At 66.0% G+C, this 13,033-nt stretch carries 14 protein-coding genes and 1 tRNA gene; 5 read left to right on the top strand and 10 right to left on the bottom strand.

All coding sequences use genetic code 11. From position 1 onward, the window contains the following. The first annotated feature begins 8 nt into the window (after positions 1–8). Positions 9–155, top strand: a complete 147-nt coding sequence (locus tag GSQ76_RS26370) for a DUF1674 domain-containing protein (protein WP_174247407.1) — start codon at positions 9–11, stop codon at positions 153–155. Here GSQ76_RS26370 and GSQ76_RS26365 read toward each other — a convergent pair. The 3 genes from GSQ76_RS26365 to GSQ76_RS26355 all read right to left on the bottom strand — a co-directional run bounded on the left by GSQ76_RS26365 (position 152) and on the right by GSQ76_RS26355 (position 1,776). Further along, the gene (locus GSQ76_RS26365) at positions 152–514 is read right to left on the bottom strand and encodes a hypothetical protein (protein WP_158747058.1); all 363 of its coding nucleotides are present in this window, start codon (positions 512–514) and stop codon (positions 152–154) included. The two genes, GSQ76_RS26370 and GSQ76_RS26365, sit on opposite strands and share 4 nt — an antisense overlap. 70 nt (positions 515–584) lie before the next feature. Continuing rightward, positions 585–1,454: a bifunctional 5,10-methylenetetrahydrofolate dehydrogenase/5,10-methenyltetrahydrofolate cyclohydrolase gene (locus GSQ76_RS26360; protein ID WP_158747057.1), complete on the bottom strand. Its 870-nt coding sequence runs from the start codon at positions 1,452–1,454 to the stop codon at positions 585–587. Positions 1,455–1,458: 4 nt separating this feature from the next. After that, positions 1,459–1,776, bottom strand: a complete 318-nt coding sequence (locus GSQ76_RS26355) for a YggT family protein (protein WP_158747056.1) — start codon at positions 1,774–1,776, stop codon at positions 1,459–1,461. A 134-nt stretch (positions 1,777–1,910) separates the two neighbouring features. On the opposite strand from GSQ76_RS26355, the gene GSQ76_RS26350 reads away from it, so the two are divergent. Continuing rightward, positions 1,911–1,986: transfer RNA gene (locus GSQ76_RS26350), tRNA-Ala, on the top strand. A 10-nt stretch (positions 1,987–1,996) separates the two neighbouring features. Here GSQ76_RS26350 and GSQ76_RS26345 read toward each other — a convergent pair. Both GSQ76_RS26345 and GSQ76_RS26340 read right to left on the bottom strand, forming a co-directional pair. Continuing rightward, positions 1,997–3,538, bottom strand: coding sequence for a class I SAM-dependent methyltransferase (locus GSQ76_RS26345; RefSeq protein ID WP_158747055.1), 1,542 nt, complete (start codon positions 3,536–3,538; stop codon positions 1,997–1,999). A gap of 526 nt (positions 3,539–4,064) precedes the next feature. Continuing rightward, positions 4,065–4,319: a hypothetical protein gene (locus GSQ76_RS26340; RefSeq protein ID WP_158747054.1), complete on the bottom strand. Its 255-nt coding sequence runs from the start codon at positions 4,317–4,319 to the stop codon at positions 4,065–4,067. A gap of 208 nt (positions 4,320–4,527) precedes the next feature. On the opposite strand from GSQ76_RS26340, the gene GSQ76_RS26335 reads away from it, so the two are divergent. Beyond that, positions 4,528–4,698: a hypothetical protein gene (locus tag GSQ76_RS26335; protein WP_158747053.1), complete on the top strand. Its 171-nt coding sequence runs from the start codon at positions 4,528–4,530 to the stop codon at positions 4,696–4,698. Between the two features lie 79 nt (positions 4,699–4,777). Continuing rightward, entirely contained in the window at positions 4,778–5,851 is a 1,074-nt protein-coding gene (locus tag GSQ76_RS26330) for a hypothetical protein (RefSeq protein WP_158747052.1), read from the top strand. 8 nt (positions 5,852–5,859) lie between these two features. Here GSQ76_RS26330 and GSQ76_RS26325 read toward each other — a convergent pair whose 3' ends face one another. Further along, complete coding sequence (locus GSQ76_RS26325) at positions 5,860–6,084, bottom strand: hypothetical protein (RefSeq protein WP_158747051.1); 225 nt, start codon at positions 6,082–6,084, stop codon at positions 5,860–5,862. A 185-nt stretch (positions 6,085–6,269) separates the two neighbouring features. On the opposite strand from GSQ76_RS26325, the gene GSQ76_RS26320 reads away from it, so the two are divergent. After that, a complete protein-coding gene (locus GSQ76_RS26320) occupies positions 6,270–7,499 on the top strand; it encodes an allantoate amidohydrolase (protein ID WP_158747050.1) in 1,230 nt (409 codons plus the stop codon). A gap of 6 nt (positions 7,500–7,505) precedes the next feature. On the opposite strand, the gene GSQ76_RS26315 is transcribed toward GSQ76_RS26320, so the two are convergent. The 4 genes from GSQ76_RS26315 to GSQ76_RS26300 are packed head-to-tail and all read right to left on the bottom strand — an operon-like array spanning position 7,506 to position 12,934. Further along, positions 7,506–8,552, bottom strand: coding sequence for an acyltransferase (locus tag GSQ76_RS26315; RefSeq protein ID WP_158747049.1), 1,047 nt, complete (start codon positions 8,550–8,552; stop codon positions 7,506–7,508). 32 nt (positions 8,553–8,584) lie between these two features. After that, positions 8,585–9,931 carry an LLM class flavin-dependent oxidoreductase gene (locus tag GSQ76_RS26310; protein WP_158747048.1) on the bottom strand — a complete coding sequence of 449 codons (1,347 nt, stop codon included), beginning with the start codon at positions 9,929–9,931 and terminating at the stop codon, positions 8,585–8,587. Then, a complete protein-coding gene (locus GSQ76_RS26305; protein WP_158747047.1) occupies positions 9,924–11,279 on the bottom strand; it encodes an LLM class flavin-dependent oxidoreductase in 1,356 nt (451 codons plus the stop codon). The genes GSQ76_RS26310 and GSQ76_RS26305 overlap by 8 nt, the downstream gene beginning before the upstream one ends. Beyond that, positions 11,276–12,934, bottom strand: coding sequence for a M28 family peptidase (locus tag GSQ76_RS26300; RefSeq protein ID WP_158747046.1), 1,659 nt, complete (start codon positions 12,932–12,934; stop codon positions 11,276–11,278). Before GSQ76_RS26300 ends, GSQ76_RS26305 begins: the two co-directional genes overlap by 4 nt. Positions 12,935–13,033: the final 99 nt, after the last annotated feature.

Raw genomic sequence — 13,033 nt, 5'->3', positions numbered from 1 at the left:
TAGGCAAAATGGACGACACAACCGAGCCCAAGCCCGCTGCCCCCGCCCCGAAGCCGGCGCCTGCGCCGATGCCCAAGGAATATGGCGGCCCCGCCGGCCCCGAACCCACGCGCTACGGCGATTGGGAACAGAAGGGCCGCTGCACCGATTTCTAGCCGGGTTGGGCGCTGGTCGTTCGGGTCTTCGTGTCCCAATACAGGGATACGCGCGGGGTCGCGCAAAGGTTCAGGCCACTCCAGCTTGCGGTGCGGCCGCCGTGATATTCAACCTCCAAATCGAACTGGCACTGCCGGGTCCCGGTCGGCAGGTTGATGCTGACCCGCCCGCCATCCTGCACCTGCGGCGGATTTACGGCGTCGCCGCTCCATTGGCGGTCGTTGCTTTGACTGACGGAGATCCGGTCGATCTGCTGGCCGGTCCGGTTGGTGAGGGTGAAATCCCCGCCGGCTGCCTGGGCCGCTAAGGGCAGCAGAACCAGCGATGCAATGGCAATAGCCTGGCACGAACGACGCATTTTTCGCCTCCTTGAGAGCCGGAGGCGAGGGTAATCGGCGAAACGCTACCGGACCGTTAACGCGCCGAGGCTAACGTCGGGCAATGGAAGCCGCGACGGTGTTTTCCAGCAGACAGGCGATCGTCATCGGCCCGACGCCGCCGGGCACCGGTGTAATGGCAGACGCCACGGCGGCGCATTCGTCATAGGCGGCGTCACCCACTAGGCGGCCATCGGCCAGGCGATTGATGCCAACGTCGATCACCACGGCGCCTGGTGCCAGCCAGTCGCCGCGGACCATTTCCGGCCGGCCCACAGCGGCCACCACAATGTCCGCCCGGCGACACTCCGCCGGCAGATCCCGCGTGCGCGAATGGGTGATGGTGACGGTCGCGTCCGCCGCCGTCAGCATTTGGGCCACCGGGCGACCCACCAGGGCGGACCGGCCGATCACGATCACCCGGGCGCCAGAAAGCGATGGCTGAACCGAGGCCAGCAGCACCATGACGCCCCGCGGGGTGCAGGGCGCGAGCGCCGTGCCACCCGGCGCGTCCAGCGACAAGACGGCGGCGCCGGAGGCTAGGCGGCCAGCATTCTGCGTGGTCAGCCCGTCCACATCCTTGGCCGGGTCCAGCGTGGCGATGACGGCGTCGGCGTCCAGTTGCGGCGGCAAGGGCAGTTGCACCAGGATGCCATCGACTGCCGGGTCGGCATTCAGCCCGGCAACGACTGCCAGAATCTCGGCCTGGGTGCTGTTCGCCGGAAGGCGTATCGTCTGCACGGCGAGGCCAGCGGCCTGGGCGGCCTTGTCCTTGTTGCGGACGTAGACGGCGCTGGCGGGGTCGTCGCCCACCAGCACCACGGCTAGTCCGGGCTGAAACGCCAGCGTGGCCACCCGCGCGGCGACCCGACCGCGCAACAGGGCGGCCGGGGCTTTGCCGTCGATCGGCTGGGCGGTCATCCGGCTAGTAGAACAGCGGTTGCAGGCCGCCGAACACCACCGCCTGGTACACACGCGCCAACACGTTGCGCAGCACCCAGATGAGCAGCAGCAGCACCAGCGGACTGAGGTCGATGCCGCTGAAACTGGGCACGACGTTGCGGATCCGGCGCAAGGCGGGCTCGGTGATGCGGTAGAGGAAATCCGCGATGGTCCAAACCAGCCGGTTACGGGTGTCCAGCACGCCGAACGCGATCAGATTGCTCATGACGGCGGCGAGGATGACGGCCCACCAGTAGAGATTCAGAATCTGGTCAAGCAACTGATAGATAATGGTGACCAAGCGATACAACCCCCTGCGCGGCGCCGGACCCTAGCGTTGCTTTTCGTCATTCGCAACGTGAACTCTGCCGGTCTGGCACGCCCGGGCGCTTGACTCGCACCGCGGTGCTGGGCATACCCCGGCCCCTGCAAGGCGGGGTTGTAGCTCAGTTGGTAGAGCGCCTCGTTCGCAATGAGGAGGTCAGGGGTTCGATTCCCCTCAACTCCACCATCCGCCTTGCCTATCGCTCATTCCCCGGCGTGACAGGCAACAGCACGAAGTCGAAAAAGCGGAAGGCGAGTTGGGCTTTGTCCTTGTTGCCGGGAAGAATGTCGAACGGGCGGCGATAGTCTGGCTGCATGAATGAGAACTGGGCGACCGGCTGGCTCAGCAAGCTGGCTCGTGAAACCGGGACCGTCAGCGTGGTGCGTTCGGTGACGGTGTGTTCGGCCAATGCTTGCCCGTTGACGGCGATCTGGATGCGCTGGCTGGGATGGATCACAGGCACGACGAAGGGCTCGATCGTCACTCGCGCGATGAACATCGATGCCTGACCGAGATCGTCCTCCGCGAGGCGCAGGGATAACCTCGCCTCCTCGCCGGTGGACCAGCGGAACCGCGCTTCCGCGCCCCGCCAGCCGCTGCGGACGAAAAGATCCGAATTGCCGACTGTGTTGAAGGTGATCACCGTGCCAATCGCGTAGTCCGGATCGACCGGCGCCGCCTGGGCCTGTTTTGCACCGATCAGCACCACCGCGGTGGCATGCAGGGCCGCTTGGACAGATGCGGCATCCACGTCGGCGCAGGCGGTGCCGTCGATCACGATCATCCGCCGCAAGGCACGTTCGTCGCGCACGAAATAGACGCTGGCGACCGGGTCTCGGCGCAAATCCATCGTGACGTCAAAAACGATCTTCGGCTCCAGTGCGGCTGCGACGGCTTCCCACGCAGCTTCCGACGGGCGGTAGCCGGGAATCTCGACGACGGCACGCTTGGCCGCCGCCAGCAACCTGGCAAAGTTGTGCAGCGCGGACGCCAGCCCTTCGACACTGTCCTCCCCGGCCGTCAAATCGAAGCCGAGCGCCAACAGGTTGTAGGCGCCAAGATCGGCTGGCCGCAGCGATAACGCGGACAGCGCGACCGGATGGTACAGCCAGTCGATGCCTTTCGCGCGCGCGTCCGCTTCCGTCTTCGCCCGATAGGCGTCCGGCGCGTAGGGCTCGATCGCATGCACGCGGAGCGCCTGCGCGATCACCCCGACGACCGAATTGGGAAAGCCGCCGATCTCGACGATCGTTGCCCCCGAGGTATCGATCTCCGTCGCTGCGAGCCGATAGCGGAGTTGGTAGGCCGGGCTGGCGAGGTAATGCCACCGTTCGTAGCGGGCGCGTTCCTGGCTTTCGACGATCGCGTCCCGGACCGGTGCCGTTTGCAGGGTCACGCAACGGCCTGCGTCGACGAAACCTTCCTTGTTCTGCGTCCGCCGCTGCACCGGACCACGCTGGCGCCGCCGGAGGACGCCCGTGCCGGCGCCGATCTCCGCGAAGCCGACATGCTCCCACTCTGGATACTCGGCGGCGATGGTGGCGAGCGCGGCGCCGATGCTCGGCATTGCGAGATCGTGGAAGGTGATCACGCCTTCGGAACTCACCAGCGGCGCGTAATCGCGGAAATCCGCCAGCATGCCGTCGCGCGAATGGTCGCCATCGATGTGCAGGTAATCGATCGTGATCCGCTGCGCGGCAAACAGCTTGGCAGCGTCGCTCGACAGCATCGGCAGCACGACGATGTCGGACTCCCGGGCAAGGAAGGGATTCTCCGCCGTCATCCAGCCGCCAAGCTGGACCGGGCTGCCGAATGCCAGGTCGGGCAGGTTCGCATCGACGAGGTAGGTGGCCGCCGGGGCGATCCCGGCGTCGAGTTGGGCACGTCGCACGAGCGCCGGAACGAAGCCCCCACCCGAACCGATACAGACGGCAACCTGCGCACGAACCATCTGCGCGAGGGCGTAATACAGTATGCCCGCCCCGAGATGATCGCCAAACGCACCATGGCTGCCAGCAAACGCGAAGCCGTTGAACTCGCTGCGCACGGTCGCTGGGCTGACGAGTGGCTGGCGGGGGTCGGACTCGGTCTCGCCGGGCATGCTCACCTTATGTGGCGTATCGTCTCGGTCCCGGACGGTAGTCAGGCAATCAATGGAGCACAAGCAGGCGGCGCGGGCGCCATTTGCCCCCGAGATGCCGAGCCAGTGGGCTGCGAGCGACACCCCAAACGGGATGCCGCTCCGGCTCGTTAGACCGGCGCTGTTAGTGGCACCCTGGGGCGTCCGGATGGGCGCCGCAACCGCCGGCCTTCGCGTTGACCGGGCGGCGGGACATCGGCCGGTCGACAACCGTTCCGCTTTCGGTCGCGCCGTGGGAGGTGCATTCGCAGTAGCCGCCGGCTGGCATCGCCGTGGCGCACATCAGGCGCCCGGCCTGGCAGGAGTTGGCGAAGGCGGGGGTGCCTGCAACGCCGGTGGCCATGACGATCGCGAACGTCAGATGAATGATGCGTCGCATACAAAACCCTTTCTTGTCGGAGCCGGCACGATGATCGCGCCATGGGTCGGCACTGGCCGCGTTCCCGTAACGCTAGGGCCGATTGGTTTGGGAAACAATGATGAGGATGCCCGGGTTTCGCGGCGCTGGACGGAAGTTTGGAAACGACTTGGTAATAATCCTTCCGGCAGACTGCGCGCGGAGTTTTCACCCGCGGCAGGAGGCCACGATGAGCGACAAAACCGACGCGATCCACGACAGCGACATGGCGCCGTTCGATGATGCATTGCAGGAAATGCGGGCCGGGCAGCCCAGCTTGAACCCTCACGTCCCGGAATGGGTGGCGGAGTTACCGTTGCTGATGGCGATCGGGGCATTGTTCGCACTCTACATCGCCTAGGGGCCTTCTGACCCACCGCGCCGTATGGCATGATCTGCCGAGCGCAGATCAATAAATGGCAAGGCTGGGAAACGATATCATGAACACTCTGCTCCGCTACGCGGCCATTGCGGGCCTGTGCGGCCTGATAACCCCTGCCCGCGCGGCGGAGCCGGTGGACACGAAGGGGACGCTGACGATCCAATCGCAGGGAAGCTTCTTCATCGGCGGCACCGTGCAGCACGCCGACGGGCTCAGCGGGTTGACCACGGGGCCCGACGTGACGCGGGCCGGCGATGTCACCACCGGGCAGATGTACGTGCAGTATCAGATCCCGGTTTCACCGCAGCACGTGCCCGTCGTCATGATCCATGGCGGCGGGCTGAGCGGACAGGGCTACGAGACGACGCCGGATGGCCGCATGGGGTGGAACGAGTATTTCCTGCGTGCCGGGCGCCCCGTCTACGTCGTGGACCAGGCCGGGCGCGGCCGATCGGGGTTCGACGGCAGCCTTTACAACGCGACCAAGCTGGGCACGAAGGCCGCGGCGGACCAGCCGCCGGTGCAGATCATCGGCCACGAATACGCCTATACCTGGTTCCGGATCGGGCCGAAATTCGGCACGCCCTACCCAGACACGCAGTTCCCGGTCGACGCGATCGATGCGTTCTACAAGATGTGGATCCCGGACCTGAACGCCGCCCTGCCGGCGCAGGATCCCAGCTATTCGGACCTGGCCGCCCTGGCCCAGAAAGCCGGGGGCGCGGTGCTGATGGGGCACTCGGAATCCTTCATGTTCCCCGAGCGGTCGGCCCTGCTGAACCCGGCGGCGGTGAAGGGCATCATCAGCCTGGAAAGCGGCTACGCCTGTGCCACGTCGTTTACCGAGCAGGAGCGTGCGACGCTGGCGAAGATCCCGATGCTGATCGTGTTTGCCGACCACCATGCCGATGCGCCCGAGCCGTTCGGGTCACGCTGGACGACGTCCATGGGGCAGTGCCGCGACTTTGCCGCGAGCATCCAGAAAGCGGGGGGTGACGTGACGTTCATGCACCTGCCGGAGATGGGGATCCACGGCAACACCCACATGTTCATGCTGGACAAGAACAACCTGCAAATCGCCGACCTGCTGCTTGGCTGGATCGACAGCCACGTCGAGCATCCGGCCAAGTAGCCCGTCCGCTATCGGGCGCCAGTGGTGCTGGCGACACGGCTGAGGTCCCGCAGGGCCAGCGGGATTTCGACCCATTCGCCCGGCTGCTGCCCGCCGACGGCCCGGCGGGACCAGAGTTGCCGCTCGTTCAGCACCAGGGTCTGGAGGTCGCCATGCGTGGCGCCGACCCAGCCCCACACGATCGAGTTCGCGGCGAGCAGGATCCAAATGTCGTTCAGCTTGTCCTGCGTCATCACCCTGAAATCCCAAATCCGTTGCGATCCTGACGTGGATTTCTTAATTTTTCGTTCAGACCTCGCCGCTCAGCCGCATTCGGCCGAGCCGGGCGCGCGGTTTGCCACTGACCGGCATTGTCTCGCAACCCGATCGCCGCCAACCTTCCACGGCGTTAACCCCGATCCAGACGGAGACCGCCGGCATGTCATCCCCCACCATCGACGCGGGCCGCCTGTGGTCGGACCTGATGACCCTGGGGCAGATCGGCGCCCTGCCGCGTGGCGGTTGCGACCGGCTGGCGCTGACCGATGCCGACCGTGACGGTCGCGCCCTGTTCGCGTTCTGGTGCCAGGAGGCCGGGCTGGCCGTAACGGTGGACGGGATGGGCAACATGTTCGCGCGGCGGGAGGGCACGGATCCGAGCCTGCCCCCCGTGTTCGCCGGCAGCCATCTGGACACGCAATCACCGGGCGGCCGGTTCGACGGGCCGCTGGGGGTGCTGGCCGCGCTGGCCGCCATTCGCGCCATCGATGCGGCCGGGGTCGCGCCAGCCCGGTCGATCGAGGTGGTGAATTGGACCAATGAGGAAGGCGCCCGCTTCTTCCCCGGATTGATGGGATCGGCGGTATTCGCCGGCGTGTTGCCGCTGGAAACCGCGCATGCCGCCGCCGACCGCAGCGGCCGCACCGCCGGCGAGGAACTGGTGCGCATCCGCGCCAATGGCTCGGCAGCATTGGGCGGCCGCCCGGTCGACAGCTATTTCGAGCTGCATATCGAACAAGGGCCGGAACTGGAGGAGGCGGGGATCACCATTGGGGTGGTGACGCACAGCAACTACTCGCTGTACGCCGATATCGAGTGGCTGGGCGACAATGCCCATATCTCCAGCATGCCGATGTTGCGGCGGCGCAATGCGCTGGTGGGCGCGGCGCGGATGATCGCCGAGATCGATCGCATCGGGCGCGCCCGCGCGGCCAACGGGGCAGCCAGCGCCACGGTGATCGACATCTGGCCGAACAACCGCATCAACATCCCGCACCGGGCCACCTTCTCCTACGGGTTGATCCATACCGATGCGGAGGGGCTGGCGCAGATGGCGGCCGAGGTGGAGCAGGCCGCCGGCGCGGTTGCCGCCGAGACGGGGCTCGAATTCCGCATGCTGAACAACCGCAAGCGCGACGTGGTGCGGTTCGACCCGGCGTTGACCGCGTTGGTGGAGCAGATTGCCACCCAATCCGGCCACAGCGTCACCCGCATGCGTACGAAGCCAGGGCACGACGCGTTCAACATGACGCGGCTGTGCCCGACGCAACTGATCTTCGTGCCCTGCCGCGATGGCCTGTCGCACAACGAGTTGGAGTGGTGCACGCCCGAGCATGTGGAGGCCGGTGCGACCGTGCTGTTGCGGGCGATCCTGGCCCGCGCGACATAGGCCGGGCTACGACACGGCCAGGATAGGGACCTCCCGCGGGCGGCGAACGCGCTGGTAGAGCGGCATTTCCACCCACAGATGGAACAGCCTGCCGCACACGCCGCAGGCAACCATCATCGCGACCACCGTGCCCACCAGCCCGATGAGGCTGGCGTTGAGCCCAAGCCTCAGCACCAGCTTGTTGATGATTTGCAGCACGAACGGATGAACCAGATACAACGCGTAGCTGGCGTCGCCCTGCCGGGTGATCCAGCCGACGGGAAGGCGAATGCCCGCCCGTTCCAGGCTGAGCACGGCGAACACCAGCAAGCCGGCCGCCATCGTCACCACCAGCAGGCCATGAGGTGCGACCCCCAGCGCCGGCAGCAGATCCGGCAACGCCAGTCCGGCGAGGGCAACCGGCAGCGCCGCGATGGCCAGCCGTGGCGGCAATGCCCTTGCCCGGTCCAACGGACACAGCAGGATGCCCACCAGGAAGGCAAGGATGATGTCGTTGCCCCAATAGGCCAGATAGTCGCTGATCCCGCTTTGCCCGGCGATCCATAGGGTGAGCAACGCTACCGAAATTGCCCATAGGCGCTGCGTCGGCACCGGCACGAACAGGCACAGGGCGAACAGGACGTAGAACATCATCTCGTAATTCAGCGTCCAGCCGACGAACAGCACCGGCAGACGCATCGAAGCCTCGGCGGTGAAATCCGGCACGAAGGCGAGTGATTTCAGCAATTGCACGGGGGCGACGCCGCCCTGCCCCAGGATATGCAACCCGGCCATCAGCAACACCGTGGCGACCGAGGTCAAGATCCAGTAGGTCGGCACCACGCGGATGATCCGGTGCTGGAGGAAGGCGGCTGGCGTAATCGGCCGTCGCATCGTGGTCATCACCATGATGAAGCCGCTGATGACGAAAAAGATCTGCACCCCGGTGGCGCCAATCTGCGGACTGGCGGTGAAGCGGCCGACCGCGATGTAATTTTTCAGGCTATCCACCACATGGTGACCCACAACGCCATACGCGGCCAGGGCGCGAAGACCCTGGATGTTGCGGTTCATGCCGGCTGCTACTCCATGCCGGCGCCGGTGTATCACATGGCGTATCGATTAGGGGGTACCTTGAGGCCTAAATTTTCTCGCAAAGTGGTGCCTTCATATTCGTTTCGGAATATACCACGGCGGCGCAATTCCGGAACAACTTGGCGGGCAAAGTCTTCAAACGGAACGGGATAATGGTTGCAAATGACGTTAAACCCGTCCGCGGCCTCCTGCTTCAGCCAGGTCTCCAATTCGTCCGCCATGTATTCGGCAGTGCCGACCAGCACGCGATGGCCGGTGCCGGCGGCGGTGTGGCGAGCGATTTGCCGCAGGGTCATGTTCTTCTCCCGCGCGGTGCGGACCACCAATTCCTGCCGGGCCTTGGCGGCGTTGGACGGCGGGAGGTCCGGCAGCGGGCCGTCCTGCGGATAGTTGCGGAGGTCCAGCCCGCCGCTGATGTGGGAGAGGGATTGCAGCGCCACGTCGTCTGGTAGCAGAGCCTGCAGTTCCTCGTATTTCTCCCATGCCTCGGCTTCGGTGGCGCCGAGTACGGGGGTGATGCCGGGCATCACCTTCACGTCGTCCGGCGAGCGGCCGTAGCGCACGGTGCGGGCTTTCACATCGGCGTAGAACTCTTTGGCGCGGCCTATTTCGGTTTGGGCCGTGAAGATGACGTCCGCTGTTTTCGCCGCCAACTCCCGCCCGGCCTCGGACGAGCCGGCCTGGGCTACGACGGGACGGCCTTGTGGGGAACGCGGGACGTTCAGCGGGCCGCGGACCTTGAAGTTGGGGCCCTCATGGTCCAGGAAATGCACTTTCGCGCGGTCCATGTAGATGCCGGATTCTTTGTCGCGCAGCAGCCCGCCATCTTCCCAGCTATCCCACAGGCCGATGACGACGTCGTAGAATTCGCTGGCGCGAGCATAGCGCCTGGCGTGGTCCATATGCGCGTCGAAGCCGAAGTTTTCCGACTCGTCTTCGATCTGGCTGGTGACAAGATTCCAACCCGCGCGGCCCTCGCTGATCAGGTCGATGGCGGCGAAGCGACGGGCGATGTTGTACGGCTCGTTATAGGTGGTGGTGGCGGTGGCGATGAGGCCGATATTGGTGGTGAGTGCCGCCATGGCTGCCAGCACGGCTGTCGGCTCCAACTTGACGGTGCGGCTGAGTTTGGCGCGGCTGGTGTCGCCCTTGGCCAGGGCGCGGCTGCCGTTCACCGCGGCAGTGTCCTGGAAGAAGATGGTGTCGAACTTCGCCGCCTCCGCCACCTGGGCCAAATGCAGATACTGCTTCCAGTCCATGTCGGATGTTGCCACCGCGTCCGGATGGCGCCAGCCGGCGAGATGATTGCCGGGCACGCTGAGGAAGGCGCCCAGTTTCAGCATCCGCGGCTCAGGCATGTTCGGGCACCCGGGCGAAGCTGTTGCGGGGAATAGGAACGCCCAAATTCCCGCGCAAGGTGTTGCCTTCGTATTCGGTGCGGAAGATGCCGCGACGCTGCAATTCCGGCACCACCAGATCGACGAATTCCTCCAGCGGCTTCGGGTAGTGGGCAAATAGCAGGTTGAAACCGTCGCAGGCCCCGGCGTCGAGCCATTCCTCCATATCGTCGGCCATGGATTGCGGCGTGCCATACAGCACGCGATGCGCCTGCGACATGCCGAGCACGCGGCCGATCTGCCGGATCGTCATGCCGCTGCGGCCCATGGCAATGATCATTTCCTGCCGGGCACGCGCGGCATTGGATGGCTTCAGTTCGGGTAGCGGGCCATCGGGATCCAGCGACAGAATGTCGACGCCGCCGGCCAGCCGCGCCACGCCGCGGAGCCCCGTGTTGTCGTCCACGAGGTCGCGGAGTTGCTCGTATTTGTCCTGCGCCTCGGCGGCGCTGCGCCCGACGATGGGCATGATGCCGGGGAAGATGCGGACCTCGTCCGGCGCCCGGCCGTATTTGGCCATCAGCGCGTGCATCTGGCTGCGGAAGGCCTGTGCGTCGGGGATGGTGCGCTGGGCAGTGAACACCATGTCGGCCGAGCGGGCCGCCAGATCCATGCCCACGCCGGACGAACCGGCCTGCGCAACCACCGGGCGACCCTGCGGGGAACGGGAGACGTTCAGCGGCCCACGCACGCGGAAATGCGGGCCTTCGTGGTTGAGAATGTGCATCTTGTCGATGTCGAACCAGATGCCGCTTGCCTTGTCGCGCAGGAAGGCATCGTCCTCCCAGCTATCCCACAAGCCGCGCACCACATCGTAGAATTCGGAGGCCCGGTCGTAGCGGGCGCCGTGCTCCAGATGCGCGGGCTGGCCGAAATTGCCCGCCTCGTCCTCCGCCTGCGACGTGACCAAATTCCACCCGGCGCGGCCGCCGCTGATGTGGTCGATGGTGAGGAAGCGGCGGGCCAGATTGTACGGCTCGTTATACGTGGTGGTGCAGGTGGAGATGAGGCCGATATGGCTGGTGATCGCCGCCAGCCCGGCGATGGCGCTGACGGGTTCGATATGCGCCTGGCGGCCGTTGCGCACGTTGAACGGCTCGGCGTTATAGGCCACGTTGCTACCGACCACGGCGGCGCTGTCCTGGAAGAACATCGCATCCAGCTTGCCCCGCTCCGCCACACGCACCATGTGGGCCAGCCAGCGAAACGAGATGTCGGTTTCGCAGATCGCGTCCGGGTGGCGCCAGCCGGTGGGATGGCAGCCCGGCACGCTCATGAACGCGCCGAAGCGCAGCATCTTCTTGCTCATGCAACTTTGGCTAGGGCGCGGGTCGCTGCTTGCACCGCGTTCACCATGCGGTTGCGGGCTCGCACGGCCTCGACCCTGGCGAAGCGGATGTCGTCATTGCTTTTTGCCGCGGCCAACGTGCGAATTGGCTCCATGACGGGCCATGGTTTCTGCGGCAGCGCCGGGTCGTGGCTGAAGCGGTCGCCGGCGGTGTAGTCGACCGGCACCAGGGCGCGGGAGGCGGCCATCAGCGCGTTGTTGACGGCGGTGTCTTCTCCCTTCACGGCAGCGGCGGTGCGTTGCAGGGCAGTGGTGGCGGCGACCAAGTCGGACAGGTCCATGCGGTCGCCGAGGGCCGCGGTGAGCTTGCCGAGTTCGGCCTGCAACGCCGTCGCATGGTCGTCGTAATTCATCGGCAGGCGCGCATCGGTCACCAGCCGCCACAGCGCCGAGACGAACACCCGGGTGTCGCGCGCCAGATTGTCGGGGTCGATCTTGTCCAGCAGGTCGTGCGGCGTGTGCCACCACCAGCCGAGCGGGTTGCGCATCTTCACCGGGCTGGGCGGCTGGTGGCTGAGGCTGCCGAATAGCGTCGGGATGCCCACGCCCCAGAACGACATGTCGCTATTGCGGCCGACCCGGCGACCTTCGTGCTCCGCATTGGTCTCGGCCTTCACCACGCCGGCCGCGAGCGCGGCGAGTTCGGACGCGACGGCGCCCTCCGTCATGACGCTGGCGCCGATGCCGCCGGTGGAATCGACGTTCACGTGCACGGCGCAACGCCGCTCCAACTCAGCCCAATGGTTGTCGACGTACCAGGCGGAGCCGGAGTAGCGGCCATGCGAGTGCCCGGACCAGAAGCAGAACCGCACGCCGCGACGCCAGGATTGCTGCCCGAGCGCCAGTAGTCGCGCCGTTTCCAGCATGGTGGCGTTGGCGCTGCCATTATCCATGACGCCGTAATACCAGGTGTCGTGATGGCCGCTGAACAGGACGAAGGGGCCGTTCGGCTCCGGGCCGTCCAGGTCGGCCTGCAGGATCGGCGTCTTGCGCCAACCGGTGTCGACGGTGGCGTGCAGCGTGACCGCCGGCGCCTCCCCGGCGGCCAGGCGGTCGCGCAATTTACCACCGTCAGCGTCAGAGATCGTGCAGGTCACGGTGGTCGGCAGGTCGCCCAGCGTCTGCAGTGACGGGCTGCCCCAGACGGGGGAGATGCACATTTCGTGCAGATGCTCGTGCGGGCTGATGTGCAGTTGGCCGACCGCCCCGGCCCGCGCCGCGCGCACTGCGACTGCCGGGCTGGCGATGCCTTCCACCATGACAATGCAACCGCGCACGTCGCGCCCGGCGAAATCGACGTCGGTGCCTTCACCGAGATAGGCCAGTGGTGCGGACAGGCCGCCCTCCGGCGAGGGGCGGGAGAACGAATGGGTGATGGCGGTCAGATCCACACCATCGACGACCACACGGGCGGTGCCGGGCAGGCTGATATAGGCGTCGTGCAGAATCAGCTTCGTGCGATAGCCGTAATTGGCGATCTTGGCCTGCACTTCCTTCATGCTGGCCAGTTCGTCGGGCGATCCGGAAAGTTTGACCCAGCGGGCGAAATCCTGGCAGTGGCCCATGAGCCGATCGCGATCCACCTGGTTCGCCGGTTCAAAAGTTGCGATGTCCATTTCACCCTCCCGCCTGATACGCGGCCCGAACCCAAAACCTTGCGGGGCTGCCCGTCAACTGGGCAGCATTGCTGATGTTTCGCCGCACGGCCCATTCGG

It is taken from the genome of Acidisphaera sp. L21 (genome assembly GCF_009765685.1).
GTDB lineage: Bacteria > Pseudomonadota > Alphaproteobacteria > Acetobacterales > Acetobacteraceae > LMUY01.
This window is presented reverse-complemented; position numbering and strand designations above follow the sequence as displayed.

Excerpts from the sequence above, each read along its gene's own strand:
- GSQ76_RS26340 (WP_158747054.1), bottom strand. The coding sequence starts at position 4,319 with ATGCGACGCATCATTCATCTGACGTTCGCGATCGTCATGGCCACCGGC.
- GSQ76_RS26325 (WP_158747051.1), bottom strand. The coding sequence starts at position 6,084 with ATGACGCAGGACAAGCTGAACGACATTTGGATCCTGCTCGCCGCGAAC.
- GSQ76_RS26370 (WP_174247407.1), top strand. The coding sequence starts at position 9 with ATGGACGACACAACCGAGCCCAAGCCCGCTGCCCCCGCCCCGAAGCCG.
- GSQ76_RS26365 (WP_158747058.1), bottom strand. The coding sequence starts at position 514 with ATGCGTCGTTCGTGCCAGGCTATTGCCATTGCATCGCTGGTTCTGCTG.
- GSQ76_RS26360 (WP_158747057.1), bottom strand. The coding sequence starts at position 1,454 with ATGACCGCCCAGCCGATCGACGGCAAAGCCCCGGCCGCCCTGTTGCGC.
- GSQ76_RS26335 (WP_158747053.1), top strand. The coding sequence starts at position 4,528 with ATGAGCGACAAAACCGACGCGATCCACGACAGCGACATGGCGCCGTTC.
- GSQ76_RS26305 (WP_158747047.1), bottom strand. The coding sequence starts at position 11,279 with ATGAGCAAGAAGATGCTGCGCTTCGGCGCGTTCATGAGCGTGCCGGGC.
- GSQ76_RS26300 (WP_158747046.1), bottom strand. The coding sequence starts at position 12,934 with ATGGACATCGCAACTTTTGAACCGGCGAACCAGGTGGATCGCGATCGG.
- GSQ76_RS26315 (WP_158747049.1), bottom strand. The coding sequence starts at position 8,552 with ATGAACCGCAACATCCAGGGTCTTCGCGCCCTGGCCGCGTATGGCGTT.
- GSQ76_RS26320 (WP_158747050.1), top strand. The coding sequence starts at position 6,270 with ATGTCATCCCCCACCATCGACGCGGGCCGCCTGTGGTCGGACCTGATG.
- GSQ76_RS26330 (WP_158747052.1), top strand. The coding sequence starts at position 4,778 with ATGAACACTCTGCTCCGCTACGCGGCCATTGCGGGCCTGTGCGGCCTG.
- GSQ76_RS26310 (WP_158747048.1), bottom strand. The coding sequence starts at position 9,931 with ATGCCTGAGCCGCGGATGCTGAAACTGGGCGCCTTCCTCAGCGTGCCC.